The following is an 18,872-nucleotide window of genomic DNA, read 5'->3' as shown; positions in this document are numbered from 1 at the left end:
CAAAATAGCCCCCTTGATTATCCTCTCCAAATTCAACGTAAAGCGCTCTTGTTTTTAGATTCCCGACTTCTTGGAGGAGTCGGGAATCTGGATATGATGTTTTTTAGGCGTTGACAAAAACAGAAGATGTAAGCTGACTTTCACTTACACCCTGCACGATGCCCAGATAACTGGTACCCGACTTAATCGCCGTAGATGCGACGCTTGCACCTCCATCCAACTGCAAACTCACAGCTTCAAAAGTCAAGTTTGCAAATCCGATACCGTCAGTCAAACCAATTTTATCCCCAGCCCCAAAATCGACGATCACATCCGCCCCAATTAAAGTAGCCGAAGCAGACAAACCTCCGGCTAAAATAAACGTATCATTTCCGCCGCCGCCCGTCAGCATATCTTGCCCGCGATCGCCCGCCAACAACTCGTCGCCGTTACCGCCAATCAAGACATCATCTTCTTTTCCGCCACGGATAGTATTGTTACCGTCAGATCCAATTAGTCGATCGTTATCATTGTTGCCGCTGATAAAATCATTGCCAACACCGCCATCAATTAAATCGGATTCTTTGCCGCCGGATAAGCTGTCATTGCCTCCTGCGCCATTAATTGTATCCGCACCTTGCATTCCATTAATGCTATCAACACCTTCTCCCCCGGTGATATTATCTTTGCCGGAAAGGGCAAAAATTGGCAATCCCGCAGCATTTGCTGGTATTTGAGTATCGGCACTATCTGATAGGAAATAATTGCCGCCACTGGCTGTATTTTTGGGTGCTTGTGTCGGGCTGCCGTCCCCTGTAGCATTGGGTATTGGCGAAGTAATAGATATAGTGTTGGGTGTGGGAGTAGGTGTGGGAGTAGGTGTGGGAGTAGGTGCGGGATTGACACTACCGTCAAGAGAAGTCGCAAAAACTTGCGTCCAATAGTGATTCCAATTTTCTGTGCCAGTATCATCGGCTAAGAAATAGTAACCGATGCCAATTTCTTTGAGATTCGGGTTAAGAATGTTAGCCCGGTGGCCGCTGCTGTTCATCCACGATGATACAACTTGTTCGGGTGTAGAAGAACCCGCAGCAATGTTTTCTGCGGCCGCTGAGAATTGATAGCCCGTTGCAGAAATCCGACTTCCTAATGACGAACCATCTTTTCCGGTATGGGAAAAGAAGTCTTGCAGTGCCATGTTTTGGCTGTGATTTCCCGCCGCATTTAGTAACTGAGTATTTAAGGTTAGCGGGGACAAACCTAATTTGCTGCGTTCGATGTTGGTAAGTTCTAAAACTCTGTTAATAAAGTTTTGATTGGTGGTTGAAGTTGGTGCAACTTGAGAGACCGATCGCTCTCCTATTAAAATGTCAGAGGACTGATAACCGGAATTTTGTAGTTGTTCAAGCATGGGGACGTTCAAGAGTTTTAAGAGTTTTTTTTGCTGGTAGATGACTTACCCTCTTAACGATAGTTTCCCCGATCGCTAGCTGGCCCGGCACAATTGAATAATTGTGTTAATCCCTGCCGCTGCTGTATTTATTTTGATTATAGCTGTTCTCAAAGTGGGGATGTCAAGAGGCTGGCTCTGATTGGAAAAGGGAAGAGTACGCTCGATTTGAAGGAGAGTTTCACAAGAATTTGCGATCGCCTGTGGCATCAATACAATTTTAGATTTTAGATTTTAGATTTTAGATTTTTCCTGATTAGTATGGTTTACGCGGCGCACCCAGCCCGCTGGCTGGCTGGCTAGAAACCCGGTTTCTACGATTTTTGCAGAGAGGAACGACAAATATAGGAAGAAACCGGGTTTCTGAATTATGTGTGCGATCGCAAACTAAGTTTTTAGTAGAATCCTCACAAAAAATTCTAAATTAATTCACAATTCACAACCGCGCAGGGTTGTTCCGGATCGCAAAAGCAATCTCAAGATTTCAAACTATTTTCTTGTCCGACTTTAGCCTCCTGAGCAACTTGATCAACCTCATCTTTGGCGAGAATTTCCAAAGCTGTCTGTGCTTCTGCACCGCCCAACCGCCCCAAAGCTTGGGCGACTCTGTAACGGATCTGCCAATCTGCATTGGAAGCGTAGGGAAGCAGCAGCGGCAGCGCCCGTTTATCTCCCAATTCACCTAATGCACTAATGGCAATGGTTTGGATCAATTCGTTTTCAGAAGTCAGGGCATTTTCTAACATCGGAAAGGCTTTGGGATCTCCCATTTCTCCCAAAGCCGCGACGATGCTTAGTTGCACCAGCCATTCAGAGGTACTGCTATAAACTTGCTGCAAATCTTCTAAAGCATCGGTTAATTTCAATGCGCCCAAAGCATCGGCTGCTGCTGCTTGCACGTCGGGTTCGGGGTCGTTGTTCAGGCTGTTTCGCAGTACCTCTAAAGCGTTCGGCAGATTCTGCGTACCGAGGGTTGATAATTGGCTGACTGCTGCGTAGCGAACCCGGACGTTTTTGTCGCCGATCGCAATTTGAATCAGTTTATAGGCGATCGCGGGTTCTAGTTGCCGCAGTTGGTTGACTGCTCGCAGTCTTTCGCCAAAATCCTCGGAATTCAGCAATTGTTCGACAGACTCAGGGGTAATGCTCATCGGATTTTAGATTTTAGATTTTAGATTTTAGATTTGGTAATTGGTAATTGCCAAAAGCAAGCGAGATTTAAGGAGTGATCGACTCATTTTCTGATACACTCCTGGAACTGCAACAGTTAATTTAAGATTCGGCAGCCATCGAGCGAATAATATCTCCCCTAGTGAGGATGCCGATTACTTTGCCAGCCGAATCGACCACCGGCAATCGGTGGATACTGCGATCGTGCATCAGTTTGGCAGCTTCTTGGACAGATTTGTCGGGCCCGATGGTAACTGGCTCTGTACTCATGGCTTCTCCTACTGTTTGTCCTAAAGCCTTGTGGAGTTCTCGCTCGTAACGAGAGGGATTTTCCAAATAAATTACGCTGTCGAGCACCATTATGTAAGCGGGGGGAGTTACGCCGGTTTCCCGCCACATCAAGTCGGTTTCGGAGATGACTCCTACCAACAAGTCATTCTCATCTACGACGGGAAGACCGCTAATGCGTCGTTCGGCTAAAATTTTAATCGCTTCGTTCAAGGGCATTTCGGGTCGCGCCAAAATCGGCTCGCGGCTCATTACATCGGCTACTGTTTTTGGCATGATTAGGGGTTGATTGAGTTGTTGCTCTAAATCGATCATATAGGGAAAGGGCGGCACAGACTGAAGAAAGGCAGCTCTGCTGAAGGGATTCGTTAGAAAGTAGAAGGAAGGAAAAAGCTTGAATGCCAGAATTTTGCTGTTTTTTTCGATCGCACTATAAAATTCTGCCCTTTGCCGGACTCCGGCGAGCGATGGGTCTGACCAAAATTAATGGGATTCAAGCCCCGTCCTTCTAGGACGGCTTTTTCTTGGTTTTCAAATTCCTAATTAACTCTCTAAGAACATCAGACTTAGTTCTGCCAACCGCCACACAATATTTTTCAAGTATCTCTAATTCAAAGTCTTCGAGCCTAAAATCTAATCGTTTTTTCATGAGTTTGTACGGATATATGGTGTACAATACTAGCATGAAATCACGCTACCAGTACCGAATTTATCCATCCGAGCAACAACGCAAAGACCTGGCAAGGCTCTTTGGTTGTGTGAGAGTCGTATGGAACGACGCTCTGGCACTGTGTAAGAAATCGGAGAAACTACCTAGCAATGGAGATTTGCAAAAAATATGCATTACTCAAGCCAAAAAGACCCAAGAGCGTGAGTGGTTGAGCGAGGTTTCTAATATCCCATTACAGCAATCTATTGCTGATTTAGGTGTAGCTTGGAACAACTTTTTCGCATCTATTAAGGGAAAAAGAAAAGGCAAAAAGGTTAATCCCCCTAAATTTAAGCAGCGGACAAACAGACAGTCAGCCCGTTTCCGAAAAGGGGGATTTAGCATCAAAGCTGCCAAGGTTTTCTTAGCCAAAATTGGGTGTATTAAGACTAAATGGTCGCGACCTCTGCCGTCTGAACCAAGTTCAGTCACCGTTATTAAAGACACCGCAGGGCGCTACTTCCTTAGTTTTGTTGTTGAGGTGCAGCCCGAAACCAAGCTAGCTTCTAACCCAGCAGTGGGTATTGATTTGGGCATAAAAATTTTTGCGGCGCTCAGCACGGGAGAGCGAGTGGCAAGCCCCAGCTACTCAAAGTTAGACCGTAAAATTCGACGCTCTCAACGCAAGTTATCACGACGCTCTAAAACATCAAAGCGGCGTGAACGGATGCGATTGAAGGTGGCGAAACTCAAAGCAAAACTGCGAGATATCCGCAAGGACTTTCTGCATAAACTATCGACTAAGGTGATAAACGAGAACCAAGTTATCGCCCTAGAAGATTTAAACGTCTCCGGACTCCTGAAGAACCGCAAATTATCCAGAGCAATCAGCTCCGCTGGATGGCGGGAATTCAGAACAATGTGTGAGTCTAAGTCGGAGAAAGTTGGACGTGAGGCAAGTTGTCATCAGCAGATGGGAACCAACCAGCCAAGTTTGTTCGGATTGTGGTTACCGCTGGGGCAAGTTAGACCTTTCGGTGAGAGAAATTGTCTGTATGAATTGCGGCACTCTTCACGACAGAGACGACAACGCCTCAAAAAATATAGAACAAGTCGGGGTAGGGCATATCCACGACTCAAAATGGGCAGGGAGGGAGTGTAAGACCTCAATTGAGGCAGTTCCCGATGAACTGTCAACCCGTCTAAAGTACGAACAGTTAACTCTGTTCGACTGGTAGGGAATCACCGCGCCTTCAGGCCGGTGAGGATGTCAAAAGATTGTTAAGATATATTAAAGAGCGGATAAATCCTTACCAATGCCAGAATCTCCAGCCACAGAACCAGACTCCCAACCAGAAGCGCGCTGTGTATTGGTTTGCCAGTATCAATCTTGCCTGAAAAATGGTTCAGCAGCAGTGCTAGCTGCTTTTGAAGCTCAACAAGTTGCAGGGGTGAAAGTGGAGGCCTGTAGTTGTCAGGGACAGTGCACCACTGGCCCGACTGTGCGAGTTACCCCAGACGAAATTTGGTATTGTCGAGTTAAACCGAGTGATGTACCGTTGATTGTGGAAGAGCACCTCAAAGGGGGAAAACCTGTAGAGGCGCTGTTCAATCCGAGAATTCATGCGCGTTATTATTATTAATATTGACTTGATTCGGGAGAAATTTTAATACCAAATCCAAATTCTGTACCCCTCCAAATTATTCTGGTAATAAGCTGCTAGGCAGCTAAACCCGACAAAGTGAATCAGAGAAAATTTGGCTCCAGCTAATTAGGTTAGAATGACAGTAACTTCTACAACTTATGCAATTTGTTGCTACACATAGCACGCGATATCTTGAGAGACACGACTTGACATCATTGGTGTCCACTTAAGTCGAAGACTGCCTGGGACTGTTCTATTCTTTCACTTAACGGAGGTGTGAACATACTTTTTGACCGCTACTCTGAGGTAAAAACCCTCTGACTGTCAGGCAGAGAGAGGGTCGCAACTATCTACGCCTTAAAAGAGGTCGTGTTTGCCTTTATTCGCATCTAGCTCAATTCGTGCTGGACAATAGGCTGCTGGAACGTTGCAATAGCGACATTCCCAGTGACTCGGCGCTTGAGGTGGAGGAGTTGATCCACTAATTATGGCAACAGTTTGGAGGAAGAAATCCTTGAATTTAGTGTCAACATCTAATGGAGGAATTTCTACTATTTCATCGGGATACACGAGCCGCCCCGCAGGAGTCTGACCTTGGCAGAGAAGTTTGCCTTTTGGCGAGAGAGGAAACAGCAGCATATAAATCAGCACTTGATACTTGTGTGCAATTTTCTGCTTGCCGGATTTACAATCTTCTATGATGATCTGACCAAAATCATTCACTACAATGTCCGGCTTGCCACCGATGTCGCAAGTCTTGCCGTTAATTGTGAAGGAATTGTCATCCTCAACATAGACAGCAGACCCTTGGGCTTGATGTTGCATTTTCTGTTGGATTACCATCTTGTCATGGGCAGAGGAGTCAAAATCACTGGGTAGTTTGGGGAACTGGTAGTTAGCCAACGACCATGCTGTGAACTGGCACTGCTTTTCTTGAGCCATTAAGCCAGAAAGCCAAGTCACCCAGATATAGGGTTTTGAACGTTTTTTAGCAGCGGGTTGAGTCGTTCTGGTTTCCTTGGGGAGTTTGGTAGATGTTGATTTGCGAGTCGTCTTAGGTTTTTGATTGGAAGAAATTGAGAAAGCTTGTCCTGATTCTTCGGGAAAAAGGGAAAGTTGTATGTTCATATTTTTTTATGTGAAATCTACTTTTTTGGTAGATGATTGACTGCTGAATCTAGATTAATCAAGAAAACCTGTCAATTAAATAAGTTTAAAATAGAGAAGAAATAGAATTTAATAGAGTTTTTGGTCAAAACCGAATTTACGTCGAAATTAGAAGAATGAATTGCTATGCTAAGATGACTGGCAATAACTTAATATAATCTCCCTATTGCGGGTGTGATATGGACTCCCAGGATGACTCACAACAATTAAAGCTTATGTTTCTAGATAAACTGGCTAACCACTACGGTTTTTTTGGGAAGCAGCGAGATGTTTTCTTAAGTCGTTTTGATCAGAACAATGCGAATAAGAAGCGTAAGGCACTTGCAGAATATCTGTGGAAAAACGAGGAGATTGTCAATCAGGAACAGACTTTCCAAGATCACTTGACTGCTGTATGCGATGTGCTGTCTATAAATGGCTGTCCTATTGTAAAACCAACTGGTCGAGGTCAGCCCCGCAAAGGTGAAAGCCCTTGGGAGCAAGCATTCAAGTGGTTGTGGGAAAAACAGTTTCCTGAGTGGCTTCAAAAACAAAGGTCTAATGATTCAAGCGTTGGTACAACCGCTCTTATCGCGGCAGAAATGGACGACTGGCGCAGACAGTTTCGATCACTGATTGACATTAAGACAGAAGGTTTCGTAGGTCGTAAATACGTTTTCGATAAGATTGAGGATTTCCTGAGCAACAAGCCCAACGGTTATTTCACCATCGAAGGCGACCCCGGCTTGGGTAAAAGTACAATACTCGCCGAGTACGTCCGACGACATGAATGCGTAGCCCATTTCAACGATCGCCTGGGAAGAATCAATTGCACTAGCCAATTCCTAGAGAGTGTTTGCACGCAACTGATCGCCAAATACCGCTTGCCCTACTCGGAGTTGCCGCCAGATGCCAATCAAAACAAGGCTTTCTTGGAAAAATTACTGTCTGAAGTCAGCGAACAACTCAAGCCGGGAGAACGACTGGTAATTGTTGTCGATGCGCTGGATGAGGTTGACTTGGAGAGCCAGGACAAAAGTGCCAACATCCTATACCTGCCCCGCTACTTGCCCAAGAATGTTTACTTCGTGATTTCACGGCGGCGGGGGGTCGATATTCTCTTTGTGGTGGATACGCCGAAGTACCTGTTTGACCTGATGGCAAAGGAATACGCTGACCGTAGCTTACAAGATGTCCAGACCTATATTCGGCAGCACGTTAATGAGCATGAGCGACTGCGCCAGTGGATTCAGGCTAACAGCTTGACAGTCGAAGATTTCATTACCCAACTAGCCGACAAGAGCGAAAACAACTTTATGTATCTGCGCTGCGTGCTAGTAGAAATTGAGGATGGGATTTACCAAGATGGAAGCATTGAAAGCTTACCCCAAGGTCTAGAAAATTATTACAAAGATCATTGGCGACTCATGGGCATGACCACCGACCCGCCACCGATCGCCAAGTTCAGAATTGTTTACATCCTATCAGAAACTTCCGAGCTTATCCCAGATAAAGACATTGTTCAAATCATCAAATATACGGGAGAACAAGAGGCCGAATTTAACGTGCAATACGTACTTAAGGGATGGAAACAGTTTTTACACAGCCCAATCATGTACGGACAAACCTTTTACAGGTTTTATCACCATAGTTACCGTCGGTTTATTGAAAACCGCGAGGATGTAAAGGCAGCAGGGATAACAATTGAGAACATAAAAACTCTGATGGCAGATAGTAACTGGCAGGAGTTGTACGGCGATGGGTAAGTTAGCAGAACGCTTAAAGCAACTACCGCAAGGTAGCCGGGTTTATAAATTGAAGGCTCTACCAAAGCTCCTGGCAGACGCTGTACAAGTAGATCGGCTGTACATCCTCCTAACAGATTTTGATTTCATTGAAGCTAAGATTTCTGAATTAGGGCCACAACCACTGATTGAGGATTATGACTTGGCTTTCACTCCCGATATCTTAAATGCTGGAGAGTGGGTTAAGAGTGAGGGTAACAATTTGAGATTGATTCAAGGCGCATTGCGGTTATCCGCGCACGTTTTGGATCAGGATAAAATGCAACTAGCAGGACAATTGTTAGGGCGTTTGATGGCTTTTGAGGAGCCAGAGATTAAGGGACTTCTGGAACAGGCCAAGCAGTGTAAAGCAGCTCCCTGGTTGCATCCACTGACATCTAACTTAACACCACCTAATGGAGCATTACTGCGTACCCTGATTGGGCATACCGGGGATGTAGATGCAATTGCCATTACGCCCAATGGACATCAGGTAGTCTGCGCTTCATCTGATAACACCCTAAAAGTTTGGGATTTGCAAAGTGGGGAAGAACTACGTACTCTCACCGGGCATACCAGCTTAGTACGGTCAGTCGCTATCACTCCCGATGGAAAACAAGCTGTTTCCGCTTCATTTGATAACACCCTAAGAGTTTGGGATTTGCAAAGTGGGGAAGAACTACGTACTCTCACTGGGCATACTAACTTCGTAGAGGCAGTCGCCATCACTGCCAATGGAAAACAAGCTGTTTCTGCTTCAGGGGATTTCACAGTTAAAGTCTGGAATTTGGAGAAGGGAACTGAAGAAAGCACCCTGAATGGGCATACCTTTTTTGTTGAAGCCATAGCTATCACACCGAATGGGCTACAGGCTGTTTCTGCTTCCTGGGATAAAACTCTCAAGGTCTGGGATTTGCACACTGGACGCGAAGTACGTACCTTTAACTGGAATACTAACTCAATAGTGGGAGTTGCTATTACTCCTGATGGGCAACAGATTGTATCCACTTCCTGCGATAGCATCAAAGTTTGGGATGTAGAAAGTGGAACTGAAGTGCTTACTATCAACGAGGATACAGCTTCAATTAATTCGGTTGCTATTACCCCCAATGGAAAACTGGTAGTTGGTGCTTTAAACGATAACACCCTCAAAGTCTGGAATTTACAGACCGGAGAACAACTGCGTACCCTTATAGGTCATACCTACCCGGTACAGGCTGTTGCTATTACCTCAGATGGGCAACAAGTTGTTTCAGTTTCAAACAATAAGACCATCAAAGTTTGGGATTTGCATAGAAGTGTTAGAGAGCGTAATCTCATGGGGCATACCGATTTGGTATGGACGGTCGCTATTACTCCAGATGGGCAACAGGCTGTTTCCGCTTCCTGGGATAAAACCCTTAAGATATGGAACCTGCACAATAGAACTGAAGTGCGTACCTTAACTGAGCATAATGACAAAGTGCAGGCAGTTGCTATTACCCCTGATGGTCAAAAAGCAATTTTAGCTTTGTGGGATAAAAGCCTCCAAATTTGGGATTTAAAAACAGGAACTGAAGTGCTTACCCTCGTCGGGCATACCAGCTATGTAGGATCAGTTGCTATCACTCCCGATGGGCAAAAAGCTGTTTCTGCTTCAGGGGATTTCACTGTCAAACTTTGGGATTTACATAGTGGAGAACAACTGCGTACCCTGATCGGGCATACTTATATGGTAAATGCAGTAGCCATTACTCCTGATGGACAACGAGTAGTTTCAGCTTCATCAGATAACACTCTCAAAATCTGGGACTTACAGACAGGAAAAGAACTACATACTCTTATAGGGCATACCAGCTATGTAGAGGCAGTTGCCATCACCCTAGATGGGCAACAGGCTATTTCAGCTTCAAGGGATAAAACCCTCAAAATGTGGGATTTACAAACAGGAAAAGAACTTCGTACCCTCATCGGGCATACTGACAAGGTATGGGCAGTTGCTATCATACCCAAAGGACAACTAGCAGTTTCAGCTTCAGAGGATCACTCTCTGAGGGTCTGGGATTTGCAGAGTGGCAGAGTGATTGCTAGTTTCAGTAGCGAGGATGAGTTACTTGCCTGTGCGGCTGCATCGGATGGGGTGACGATTGTCGCGGGTGACTCATCAGGCCGAGTGCATTTCCTACGTTTGGAGGGGATGTAATGCAGTCAACCCCGATGCGCTCCTTCTTAGCTGCGTAGCAGCTTAGCTGTGGTTCTTTATCTGGCCAATTAACAATCACACACTACCAATTATCAGATCATAAATAGGTTATTCAACCAGAGTTGGGCATATATGTACGACTTGAAAATCCAAGGAATTGCGGTTAGTTTGTTCGTCCTAATTCTGGGGCGTCCGTCGGCGGTTGCGGCTCAAACGTCGGCGGTTGCTGGGGATATTTGTCTTGGGGAATTGGGAGCGCAAGTAGATGCGATCGCCAACCGTCCCGAATTTAGCCGATCGCGCTGGGGCATTTTGATTCAACCTCTATCTTCTTCTACTACTCTCTACAGTCGCGACGCCACCAAATATTTTATTCCAGCATCAAATGCCAAGCTGCTAACCACAGCCGCTGCTTTACAGAAACTCGGTGCAGACTTTCGGATTAAGACATCGGTTTACAGCGGCGAAAATGGCAGTTTGTACGTTGCCGGCAGGGGAGATCCGAGCATTGCAGAAGCTCAGTTAAAATCCTTGGCGCAGCAGTTGAAGCAGCGGGGAATCAGTCAAGTTAACCAGTTGATTGGGGATGACAGCTATTTTCAAGGCAGTGCAGTCAATCCGAATTGGGAATGGGAAGACGCGCAAGCTGGCTACGGAGCACCGATTAACAGTTTAATTTTCAATCAAAACGCGATCGACCTTCTTTTGTCCCCACAGGCGATCGGGCAACCTCTGAAAGTTACTTTTGCCGAACCAAAGCTGGCAAATCAGTGGCAACTTCAGAACAATACTGTTACCGTCGCTCAAAACGAATCTGAGTTTATTGAAGTTGGCCGGGAGTTCGATCGACCTATAATTCGAGTGGGCGGACAGTTGAAAGTTGGTGCGGAACCGGAATCAGCTTATGTCGCAGTTGTCAACCCCGCTAATAATTTTTTGCAGTATTTTCAACAAGTTCTGGCTGCTGAGGGAATTCCTGTTAAACAGGCTTTAGTTGCATCGGCTTCTCGCAATTTAAATCAAGAATTAGCGACTGTTGAATCGCCGCCGCTGGCGGAATTGGTGAGAGAAACTAATCGCGAAAGCAACAATCTTTATGCAGAAGTTTTATTGAGATTGCTGGGAAAAGTGACAGACAAGATGCCTGTGCCACAAACACTCACAGGCAAGATGCCTGTGCCACAAGAGGATACAGGTGAAATGGGTTTGAAAGAGTTAAAAACAGTTTTAACTCAATTAGGAGTAAATCCAAACAGCTACAGATTAGCCGACGGTTCCGGCTTGTCTCGCCACAATTTAATTACTCCAGAAGCCTTAGTGGAAACTTTGAGATTTATGGCCAATTCACCTGCTGCATCTATTTACCGCCAGTCACTGCCGATCGCTGGCGAGAGCGGCACTTTGAAAAATCGCTTTAATGTTACACCAAACCGCGTAAATTTGCAAGCAAAAACAGGAACTTTGAGCGGAGTTTCGGCGCTGTCGGGATATATCGAAGTTCCGAATTACGAGCCGCTGGTGTTTAGCATTATCGTCAATCAATCTGACCTATCGGCTGCAAAAATGCGATCGGCAACGGACGAAATTGTGCTATTATTGAATCGCCTGCGCCGCTGTTAAAACAATACATTTAAGGTGATAAACTTGAACTCAGTAGTTACACCTAAAACACAGGACACCCCAAAACCCTACAAGTTTTAAGTTTAATTAGATTGCAGCGGCGGGACTCGAAAAGCAGCTACAATAGAAGTAGAAAATTTAACAGCATTGGGCCGTTTTAGCCTGCTACCAGTCGGCGGGTTCTGTACTTCCCGAAAATAAGTCTAACTTTCCAACTATGAATTCTTTAGATTCCGAACAGCAACACATCTTTGTCGAAACCAACAACATCCGCCTGCACTGCGTTTCTCAAGGAGAAGGCGAGCTCGTTCTCCTCCTGCATGGGTTTCCAGAGTTTTGGTACTCTTGGCGTCATCAAATCCCTGCTTTAGCGCGTCATTTCAAGGTGGTAGTGCCGGATTTGCGGGGCTACAACGATTCCGACAAGCCGGAAAGCGGCTATGATTTAGATACGCTGAGCGCGGATATTCGCGGTTTGATTGCGAGCCTCGGTTATACAAAAGCTCACGTTGTAGGTCATGATTGGGGAGGGGCGATTGCGTGGCACTTAGCTCAAAAATTCCCCGAACAACTCAACCGCTTGGCAATTTTAAACGCTCCGCACCCGCAGCGATTCGTGCAGGAAATGGCGAGCAATCTAGATCAAATCCGCCGCAGTTGGTACGTTTTGGCGTTTCAGGTTCCCGGCATTCCGGAATGGTTGATCCGGCAAAACTTGAAAGATTTTGTTCACAATGTGTTCCAAGGACAAGCTGTTCGCAAAGGATCTTTTAGCGCTGAGGAAACTAAGATTTATCAGACTGCTTTAGAAAAGCCGGGAGTATTAGCCGCCGCTATCAATTATTACCGGCAGATGTTTCATCCGCAGAGGCTTTGGAATTTGGGGCAGAAATTAGAACCTGTGACAGTGCCTACTTTGGTGCTTTGGGGAGAAGAAGATGCGTTTTTGAGCCACAAACTTGTAGAAGGTTTAGACAGATTAATTACGGCTCCGTTTAAGTTGAAATTAGTTCCTCACTGTGGTCACTGGATTCAGCAGGAAGCGCCGCAAACGGTGAATCGAGAATTGCTGAGTTTTCTGAGAAATTCTTCTCGTTCTGTGGCTTTGGCATAGAAAAAAATTAACGCTTGCACATAAGAACGGGCAAGATGCCCGTTCCACAAAAATTCAATGTTCTTGTGGAACGGGCATCTTGCCCGTTCTTAATATCTGACGCACCCTACTTATTTATTAGTCCCAGAGCAAATTTTCTTGGAGCAGCAGTGCAATCATCGCAGTTCTGGAACAAACACCGAGTTTGATAAAAATCCGCCTCACGTAAGTAGCAACCGTCCAGTGACTGATATTTAAATTTTTGGCAATACATTTGTTTGGCAGGCCTTGGGCTATTAATTGCGCGATCGCTCTTTCCCGTGGGCTCAGGCTAATTTCCGGTTTGTAACTTGTGCTTTGCATACTTTTGCAATGAGGTAACGAGTTAAAATCTAATCAATTAAGGGTAGAATTCCGAGTTTCTCTCGAACTTCAGATAAAGGAGTTTCCCAATCAGATGCAACGTCCCAATTAATTAACCGAGTGGCTAATTTTCCGTGTTTTAAGCCTTTGATAATTTGTCCGATCTCGCATTTGCCGCTGAGCAGTCCAACTAACACTAAAATCGCACAAGAAGGACGAAATACTTGAGCGCGAGTAAACGCTTGAAGTATAAATTCATCTTCTGTTGAAGCCGAAAGACCAGTCAGAACGTGCCAAACGTCGTGGTTTCGCTGAATCCAGTCTCCCGATGCGATCGGCTCAAAGCCTTGTTCGTCTAGAAATCGCGCCACTTCACACCCTAATGTTCCTGCTGGCAGTTGGCGCAATTTCTCCAAGTCTATATCAAAATGTCGATCGCTCTCAATTTGAGGATTAATTGTTTGAGCCATTTTTAATATAACTCCTAATTGACCGTCAGCCATAATTTATTCTCCCTTCAACAATGATTTAAGTTTCGAGCAAATTAATTTGTGTTTGTCAAGTTCATTTTTGCGCTGAATCAAGACGACTTTTTTTACCGACTCAGCTTAAAAATCGTACTTTCTGTCACAGCAATGGGGTTTCAGGAGCTTTTACATTTCTTTACAAGCATTCTTAGATTTGAAATCAGCTACCTGTAAAAATCGCCCTAGTGTTTGTAATCGCAACTTGACCCACCGGGAAGTACCCGTAAAATCCACAGTATTTAGCGGTGACTGGAACTCCCTTACTTACGTATATAAATTTATTCTGCTGCTAATTATTGGAACCTGCAATGAGTCAGAAGTTGAAGCTTGCAGGCCTCGTGATGCAGGTGCATACAAGTGAAGAGAGTTGAAGGGAGCTGAAGTAAGGTGAAGTTATGCAGAGTTGATTTTTCGGAATTACGCAGTAGTGCCAATCCCCCGTGGTTGCCGAATTTGTCGTGGCAATCATGGGGGGTTGCCCGTATGTCGTTAGAATGTCGCTCAAATGAGTGTCACTCATTTGAGCGACTGGTCAAGTATTTCCACCAACAGCTACAAATAAAGTAGAGATTCATACAAGGTGTTGCTGTGAAAAAACTTTCCCTTTTGTTATCCACAGGAGTTGTGTCATTGATTTGGTGCGCTGCTGCTAGCGCTACCACTTATGTTAATCCTAACGGTAAAACTACTTTAAACTTGTCAGAAAAAGGAAACAATCGCAGCGGTTTTTACTTAACCAAAGTAGGCAATCGGGAATTTTTTGGCAATATTCAAATTACCCGTTCCGAAGGAGCAGCAGGCTCTTACTATTACAATGGGACTTTCAAAGACAGTGCGACAGGCCCTGGCAGAAAAATTGTTTGTTCTGGAGATATTGCCATTGTCAGGCGTCAAGTGGGAAGAAGCAGCCAATTGGGAGCCGAAGTTACTTGGAAGGTGAAAGCAGGAGAAAATTGTCCTTCTATTGGCCAGACATTCAAAGTAAATTTAGTCGAAGCTTTACCGCGTCCTAATGCAAGTGGCGACTATACTTCTAGCAATGCTAATACTTGGTCGAGTCCAACAAATGGTTTTGTAACTTGGCCTGCTTGGCGAGTCACCTCGCGAGATGGACAACTCAACTGCCGCAAGACCGCAAACGGAGCAATTCAACAAGTTTACCGCGCGGATAAAGATACAGTTGCTGCTGAACTCAGGGGAGCCAATGCGATTACGATGGCGAACGGTCAACCCTGGTTGCTGACAAGACAAGGCTGTTATGTGCGCGCTAATTCTCAATACGTTCAGCCAGTTTCTATGCCTGAATAAGTGTTAGTAAATAGGGAGCATCTCAATGAAAGCAGCCCTCCGCTAGAAATTGGAGTTTTGAGGCAATAGGCAGAAGGAAGGAGCCAGAAGAAGTATTTTTACAAATATGAGATGCTCCCTGTTCCGCTGTCAGAGCCACGCGGCTTACCAAAAGACATGAATCCAGTTTACAAGGAGTATTTTGAAAACAATTCTGTTGGGATAGAGCATCACTTTACTTGGTTTATACCAATTTTTTATGAGGTTGCATAGAATCCGATCCCCCCTAGCCAAGAGGGCGGGCACGGGGAGTAGGGGTCGCACCGCCCCTACTAAGGGGGGGACAAGATTCTTCTCAAAGTCAACCCCTACTCCCCAACAACCAGGGGGATTTAGGGGGATCGAGATATGTGCAAGTTCACATTAAATTGGTATTATGGTTCGGGAAGTTATTGAATATGATGGGGAGGGAATGTTTTTACCATGCACGGGTTATGTAGACCGTCGATATGCTTATCCGTTTCATAATTCAGGTTTTTTTTCACAGGATTTGCTAAACAATGAACCTGTTTATAAGTATAAAAAAGACAATACAACTGAGGTTTCACGGGTGGACACTTATCGAGATTATGTGGGTTGCGTAGAGTGGTAGATTGAAGAGTTATTGAAGCTAGGAAATCCAAAAGAAGTCCGCGTTATTTTGGGGCTTCACTACTAAACAATCCATCGCTGCATAACAATTGCCATGCAAAGGAGTACCATCTCATCCCTGTTTATCCTGCAAAACTTACATAGGGTGACAAAAGTTACGCTCGCCCGTTAAATAGAAACTCGCTCTCGTCATTAAATTAAAATTAAAGTGCTCAAAGAATCGCCGACTTTCCTGTTAAACAAAAACGTCGCACCATAGCTACAGCCTGCCAAGGAGGATGTCAATCAGAATAGTGGTATCGACAAGAGATAATCGTTAGATACTCGTCATCCACAGCATAAACTAATCGATTCGTATCATCAATTCGCCTCGACCAAAAACCAGCCAGATTCTCCCTCAGTGGTTCTGGCTTTCCCATCCCCTCAAACGGCAATCGGATTGTTGCCTCAATTAGCTTGTTAATTCGTTTTAACGTTTTCTTGTCTTGCCCTTGCCAATATAAATAATCGCCCCAAGCCTCATCCGTCCATGCTACCTTTCTAGTCATCCAACAAATGTCGCTCCACCACTTTCCCCTGCTTAAACTGAGCGATAGAACGCTCCAAATGGGCAGCATTGGCGGGAGATTTGAGTAAATGAACTGTTTCCAGCAAACTATTAAAGAACTCTAGCGACATCACCACGGCATCCTCCGCATCCCGTCTCGTGATGATGGTATAGTCCGTATCTTCCACTACTCTGTCTAAAACAGCCTTGAGGTTATTTCTCGCTTCGCTAAAAGAAACAATATTCATCAGAAAGAGGGGTTTGAAACCCCGTCCTTTTAGGACGGCTTTACATTGAGTTAAAAGATGCAGCGGGGTGGAGGGGTATGGTTGCCCCAAGGCGTGAGGTATGGTTGCCTCAATCTCCTTTCGGAGTAAAGTTAGCACGCGCCTTTGTTTAGTGAGCTTGTTAGGCCCAAAGCACTGTAAAGCGTGACCTTAGAACTGTTTAACTCTCAACGATAGAGCAAGGGACTAGCTACGCATCCCAGGGTATCGTGACTCAAAAAACGTAGTCAATTAAGACGCTTGGCTGGTCAGAACGGCTTGTTAGATCTCTCCTTCAAGCCTCATGCCTTTAGGCTGAGGTTCCTGACCTACTTGACATTTGTACTACTTACTGTACAAGTATAGCAATCCGCAATATATTTGGCAATCCGGATCTCATATCATGTCCGGTCAATTTACTGGTTCTATGGCTGGAGCCTGGGAACCGATACCTAGAGTCCGAGCCGAAGCCGAGCGAAAATTAAATTCGAGGCTCGCTTGTCGCTGTGGAGCGTTTCTTTCGCAAAGAACGAAAGTAACGAGTAAAACGAGTAAACCAGTAAATTCGATCGCGGCGAAGCATAATTTACTGGTTTTACTTCCAGGCTGTGTTACTGGTTTACGGGCTGTGCTTCTTAACCCATTTAAGCGACAAGCGAGCCGAAGCCGAGCGAAAATTAAATTCGAGGCTCGCTTGTCGCTGTTGAGCGTTACTTTCGTTCTTTGTGAAAGTAACGAGTAAGACGAGTAAACAACCAGTAAACGAGTAATAATTGAGGAGTGACATCTCCCACACTAATCCGAAGCGGATATAGTGTGGGCTTCCAAGACAATCCGGCTATCGCTTAGGAGGCTCTTGGCTTTAAGAACGGAATGCCCCACCGCTCTATTTTTAATCACAATTGCTGCATTATGGTCGCGGTCGAGACTGCACCCACAATGAGGGCAATCGTGCCAACGAATATGCAGCTTTTTCGGGACTTTCTTACCGCAATTAGAACAATCTTGTGAAGTATTGTAGGCGCTTACTGGGATAGCTAGCAAACCAGCATTTACGGCTTTGTTTGTTAGAATCGACTATTGCTTGACCACCCAGCGTCCAACACAGATTTAGCTAATTTTGTACGAGCTAGACCTTTGACGTTTAAATCCTCGTGCGCGATTACGTCATATTTTGATAACAGCCAATTCGCTGTCTTGAAATGGAAATCTTTACGCTTATCAGCTACTTTTTTGTGGCACTTCCCTAACTGCTTGACTGCCTTCTTCCTCCGGTTGCTGCACGAATTGCGTCGTGAAACTCGTTTTTGAGCAACTCGCAGACGTTTTTGAGCTTTGCGGTAATATTGAGGAATCGCGACTGTTTCGCCATCAGAAGTTGTTAAGAATTCCTTCAGTCCTACATCAATACCTGTTATTGAATCAGGATTAAAGTCCGGCTTGATCTCTGGAACCGTTTGATCTTCTAATGAGAGCGTCAAGTAATAGCCATCTGCTTTTTTAGTCACAGATGCGGTTTTGATTTTATACCCGTCAGGGATAGGACGATGCAAGACGACTTTAACTTTGCCGAACATCGGTAAGTTAATCAAGTTGCCCTGCAAACATTCCTCTTTTACCTGCGGATAAGTAAAAGTACGATAGCGATTGCGACCCTTGAAACGAGGTTTACCGCTACGCTTTCCATTGATATCGCCTTTGAGAAAACGGTCAAACGTTACCTTAACTCTTTTAACCACATCTTGAAGGACTTGCGAATAAATCTCGCTATACCAAGGATGAGTTTTCTTGAGTTGAGGTAACGTTTTCTTTTGCGAGTAATAATCGGGATTGTCCCGCAGTTCAGGTAGATAGCAAACGAGAGGACAAGCATTAACAGCAGAACGGTTTTGTTCGTACCAAGTAAATCTGTCAGCCAACAGATAATTGTACTGCGAACGCAGCATTGACAGCCATCTGTCTAGCTCAACTACCTGTTGTTTGGTTGGACGTAATTTGTACTGGTAAGCCGTTCTCATGGTTGCCCTCCTTGAAAATTACGATAGCATAATTGTGTTCGCGTTAGCAACACGCACAATCACAGATAAAAATCTTCACATTCGACTATCGGAGAAACATCTCAGTAAACTGAGGGCGGTCGCGGCGGCGAGAGAACAAACTGTTACCCAGATGGTAGAGGCATGGATCGATCGACTTTTCCTGACATTTAATGACTGACTCGCCA

General features: G+C 45.1%; 18 protein-coding genes and 1 pseudogene. 9 read left to right on the top strand and 10 right to left on the bottom strand.

Annotated elements, in window-relative coordinates; translation table 11 throughout:
- Positions 1-103: 103 nt before the first annotated feature.
- The 3 genes from QT990_RS12905 to QT990_RS12895 form a co-directional block, all read right to left on the bottom strand.
- Complete coding sequence (locus QT990_RS12905; protein WP_333143598.1) at positions 104-1,390, bottom strand: CAP domain-containing protein; 1,287 nt, start codon at positions 1,388-1,390, stop codon at positions 104-106.
- Positions 1,391-1,905: 515 nt separating this feature from the next.
- Positions 1,906-2,580 carry a phycobilisome degradation protein NblB gene (gene nblB / locus QT990_RS12900; RefSeq protein WP_333143597.1) on the bottom strand — a complete coding sequence of 225 codons (675 nt, stop codon included), beginning with the start codon at positions 2,578-2,580 and terminating at the stop codon, positions 1,906-1,908.
- Positions 2,581-2,701: 121 nt separating this feature from the next.
- Positions 2,702-3,163 (bottom strand): CBS domain-containing protein, encoded by a 462-nt coding sequence (locus tag QT990_RS12895; RefSeq protein WP_333143596.1) that lies wholly within the window; start codon positions 3,161-3,163, stop codon positions 2,702-2,704.
- A 371-nt stretch (positions 3,164-3,534) separates the two neighbouring features.
- On the opposite strand from QT990_RS12895, the pseudogene QT990_RS12890 reads away from it, so the two are divergent.
- The 3 genes and pseudogenes from QT990_RS12890 to QT990_RS12880 all read left to right on the top strand — a co-directional run.
- Positions 3,535-4,431: pseudogene (locus tag QT990_RS12890) on the top strand (RNA-guided endonuclease InsQ/TnpB family protein); the annotation flags it as partial.
- 28 nt (positions 4,432-4,459) lie between these two features.
- Entirely contained in the window at positions 4,460-4,774 is a 315-nt protein-coding gene (locus QT990_RS12885; protein WP_333143595.1) for a zinc ribbon domain-containing protein, read from the top strand.
- A gap of 78 nt (positions 4,775-4,852) precedes the next feature.
- Positions 4,853-5,179: a (2Fe-2S) ferredoxin domain-containing protein gene (locus tag QT990_RS12880; RefSeq protein WP_333143594.1), complete on the top strand. Its 327-nt coding sequence runs from the start codon at positions 4,853-4,855 to the stop codon at positions 5,177-5,179.
- A 360-nt stretch (positions 5,180-5,539) separates the two neighbouring features.
- On the opposite strand, the gene QT990_RS12875 is transcribed toward QT990_RS12880, so the two are convergent.
- Positions 5,540-6,310 carry a PD-(D/E)XK nuclease family protein gene (locus QT990_RS12875; protein ID WP_333143593.1) on the bottom strand — a complete coding sequence of 257 codons (771 nt, stop codon included), beginning with the start codon at positions 6,308-6,310 and terminating at the stop codon, positions 5,540-5,542.
- Positions 6,311-6,564: 254 nt separating this feature from the next.
- Between QT990_RS12875 and QT990_RS12870 the strand changes: the two genes are divergently transcribed.
- The 4 genes from QT990_RS12870 (at position 6,565) to QT990_RS12855 (ending at position 13,028) form a co-directional block, all read left to right on the top strand.
- Entirely contained in the window at positions 6,565-8,094 is a 1,530-nt protein-coding gene (locus QT990_RS12870) for an ATP-binding protein (RefSeq protein WP_333143592.1), read from the top strand.
- Entirely contained in the window at positions 8,087-10,294 is a 2,208-nt protein-coding gene (locus tag QT990_RS12865; protein ID WP_333143591.1) for a beta-propeller domain-containing protein, read from the top strand. The genes QT990_RS12870 and QT990_RS12865 overlap by 8 nt, the downstream gene beginning before the upstream one ends.
- 132 nt (positions 10,295-10,426) lie before the next feature.
- On the top strand, positions 10,427-11,914 hold the full coding sequence (gene dacB, locus QT990_RS12860; RefSeq protein ID WP_333411797.1) for a D-alanyl-D-alanine carboxypeptidase/D-alanyl-D-alanine endopeptidase: 1,488 nt from the start codon (positions 10,427-10,429) through the stop codon (positions 11,912-11,914).
- 217 nt (positions 11,915-12,131) lie between these two features.
- Entirely contained in the window at positions 12,132-13,028 is an 897-nt protein-coding gene (locus QT990_RS12855; RefSeq protein WP_333143589.1) for an alpha/beta hydrolase, read from the top strand.
- A 117-nt stretch (positions 13,029-13,145) separates the two neighbouring features.
- On the opposite strand, the gene QT990_RS12850 is transcribed toward QT990_RS12855, so the two are convergent.
- Both QT990_RS12850 and QT990_RS12845 read right to left on the bottom strand, forming a co-directional pair.
- A complete protein-coding gene (locus tag QT990_RS12850; protein WP_333143588.1) occupies positions 13,146-13,370 on the bottom strand; it encodes a helix-turn-helix transcriptional regulator in 225 nt (74 codons plus the stop codon).
- Positions 13,371-13,399: 29 nt separating this feature from the next.
- Positions 13,400-13,873, bottom strand: a complete 474-nt coding sequence (locus tag QT990_RS12845) for a Coq4 family protein (RefSeq protein ID WP_333143587.1) — start codon at positions 13,871-13,873, stop codon at positions 13,400-13,402.
- Between the two features lie 648 nt (positions 13,874-14,521).
- Here QT990_RS12845 and QT990_RS12840 point away from each other — a divergent pair.
- Entirely contained in the window at positions 14,522-15,205 is a 684-nt protein-coding gene (locus QT990_RS12840; RefSeq protein WP_333143586.1) for a hypothetical protein, read from the top strand.
- 415 nt (positions 15,206-15,620) lie between these two features.
- The gene (locus QT990_RS12835) at positions 15,621-15,836 is read left to right on the top strand and encodes a hypothetical protein (protein WP_333143585.1); all 216 of its coding nucleotides are present in this window, start codon (positions 15,621-15,623) and stop codon (positions 15,834-15,836) included.
- A 280-nt stretch (positions 15,837-16,116) separates the two neighbouring features.
- Here QT990_RS12835 and QT990_RS12830 read toward each other — a convergent pair whose 3' ends face one another.
- From QT990_RS12830 to QT990_RS12815, 4 genes are all read right to left on the bottom strand, one after another.
- On the bottom strand, positions 16,117-16,383 hold the full coding sequence (locus QT990_RS12830; protein ID WP_333143584.1) for a Txe/YoeB family addiction module toxin: 267 nt from the start codon (positions 16,381-16,383) through the stop codon (positions 16,117-16,119).
- Complete coding sequence (locus QT990_RS12825; RefSeq protein WP_333143583.1) at positions 16,376-16,630, bottom strand: type II toxin-antitoxin system prevent-host-death family antitoxin; 255 nt, start codon at positions 16,628-16,630, stop codon at positions 16,376-16,378. Before QT990_RS12825 ends, QT990_RS12830 begins: the two co-directional genes overlap by 8 nt.
- Before the next feature lie 813 nt (positions 16,631-17,443).
- Positions 17,444-17,692 (bottom strand): zinc ribbon domain-containing protein, encoded by a 249-nt coding sequence (locus QT990_RS12820; protein WP_333143582.1) that lies wholly within the window; start codon positions 17,690-17,692, stop codon positions 17,444-17,446.
- A 23-nt stretch (positions 17,693-17,715) separates the two neighbouring features.
- The gene (locus QT990_RS12815; RefSeq protein WP_333290692.1) at positions 17,716-18,666 is read right to left on the bottom strand and encodes a transposase; all 951 of its coding nucleotides are present in this window, start codon (positions 18,664-18,666) and stop codon (positions 17,716-17,718) included.
- Positions 18,667-18,872 lie beyond the last annotated feature (206 nt).

Origin of the sequence: Microcoleus sp. T3_B1, assembly GCF_036700445.1 — a bacterium.
Taxonomy (GTDB): domain Bacteria; phylum Cyanobacteriota; class Cyanobacteriia; order Cyanobacteriales; family Microcoleaceae; genus Microcoleus.
The sequence above is the reverse complement of the archived record's forward strand: the minus strand, read 5'-3'. Positions and strand labels throughout refer to the sequence as shown.

Excerpts from the sequence above, each read along its gene's own strand:
- QT990_RS12835 (WP_333143585.1), top strand. The coding sequence starts at position 15,621 with ATGGTTCGGGAAGTTATTGAATATGATGGGGAGGGAATGTTTTTACCA.
- QT990_RS12830 (WP_333143584.1), bottom strand. The coding sequence starts at position 16,383 with ATGACTAGAAAGGTAGCATGGACGGATGAGGCTTGGGGCGATTATTTA.
- QT990_RS12895 (WP_333143596.1), bottom strand. The coding sequence starts at position 3,163 with ATGCCAAAAACAGTAGCCGATGTAATGAGCCGCGAGCCGATTTTGGCG.
- QT990_RS12850 (WP_333143588.1), bottom strand. The coding sequence starts at position 13,370 with ATGCAAAGCACAAGTTACAAACCGGAAATTAGCCTGAGCCCACGGGAA.
- QT990_RS12905 (WP_333143598.1), bottom strand. The coding sequence starts at position 1,390 with ATGCTTGAACAACTACAAAATTCCGGTTATCAGTCCTCTGACATTTTA.
- QT990_RS12815 (WP_333290692.1), bottom strand. The coding sequence starts at position 18,666 with ATGAGAACGGCTTACCAGTACAAATTACGTCCAACCAAACAACAGGTA.
- QT990_RS12865 (WP_333143591.1), top strand. The coding sequence starts at position 8,087 with ATGGGTAAGTTAGCAGAACGCTTAAAGCAACTACCGCAAGGTAGCCGG.
- QT990_RS12855 (WP_333143589.1), top strand. The coding sequence starts at position 12,132 with ATGAATTCTTTAGATTCCGAACAGCAACACATCTTTGTCGAAACCAAC.
- QT990_RS12825 (WP_333143583.1), bottom strand. The coding sequence starts at position 16,630 with ATGAATATTGTTTCTTTTAGCGAAGCGAGAAATAACCTCAAGGCTGTT.
- dacB (WP_333411797.1), top strand. The coding sequence starts at position 10,427 with ATGTACGACTTGAAAATCCAAGGAATTGCGGTTAGTTTGTTCGTCCTA.
- QT990_RS12845 (WP_333143587.1), bottom strand. The coding sequence starts at position 13,873 with ATGGCTGACGGTCAATTAGGAGTTATATTAAAAATGGCTCAAACAATT.
- QT990_RS12880 (WP_333143594.1), top strand. The coding sequence starts at position 4,853 with ATGCCAGAATCTCCAGCCACAGAACCAGACTCCCAACCAGAAGCGCGC.
- nblB (WP_333143597.1), bottom strand. The coding sequence starts at position 2,580 with ATGAGCATTACCCCTGAGTCTGTCGAACAATTGCTGAATTCCGAGGAT.
- QT990_RS12875 (WP_333143593.1), bottom strand. The coding sequence starts at position 6,310 with ATGAACATACAACTTTCCCTTTTTCCCGAAGAATCAGGACAAGCTTTC.
- QT990_RS12870 (WP_333143592.1), top strand. The coding sequence starts at position 6,565 with ATGTTTCTAGATAAACTGGCTAACCACTACGGTTTTTTTGGGAAGCAG.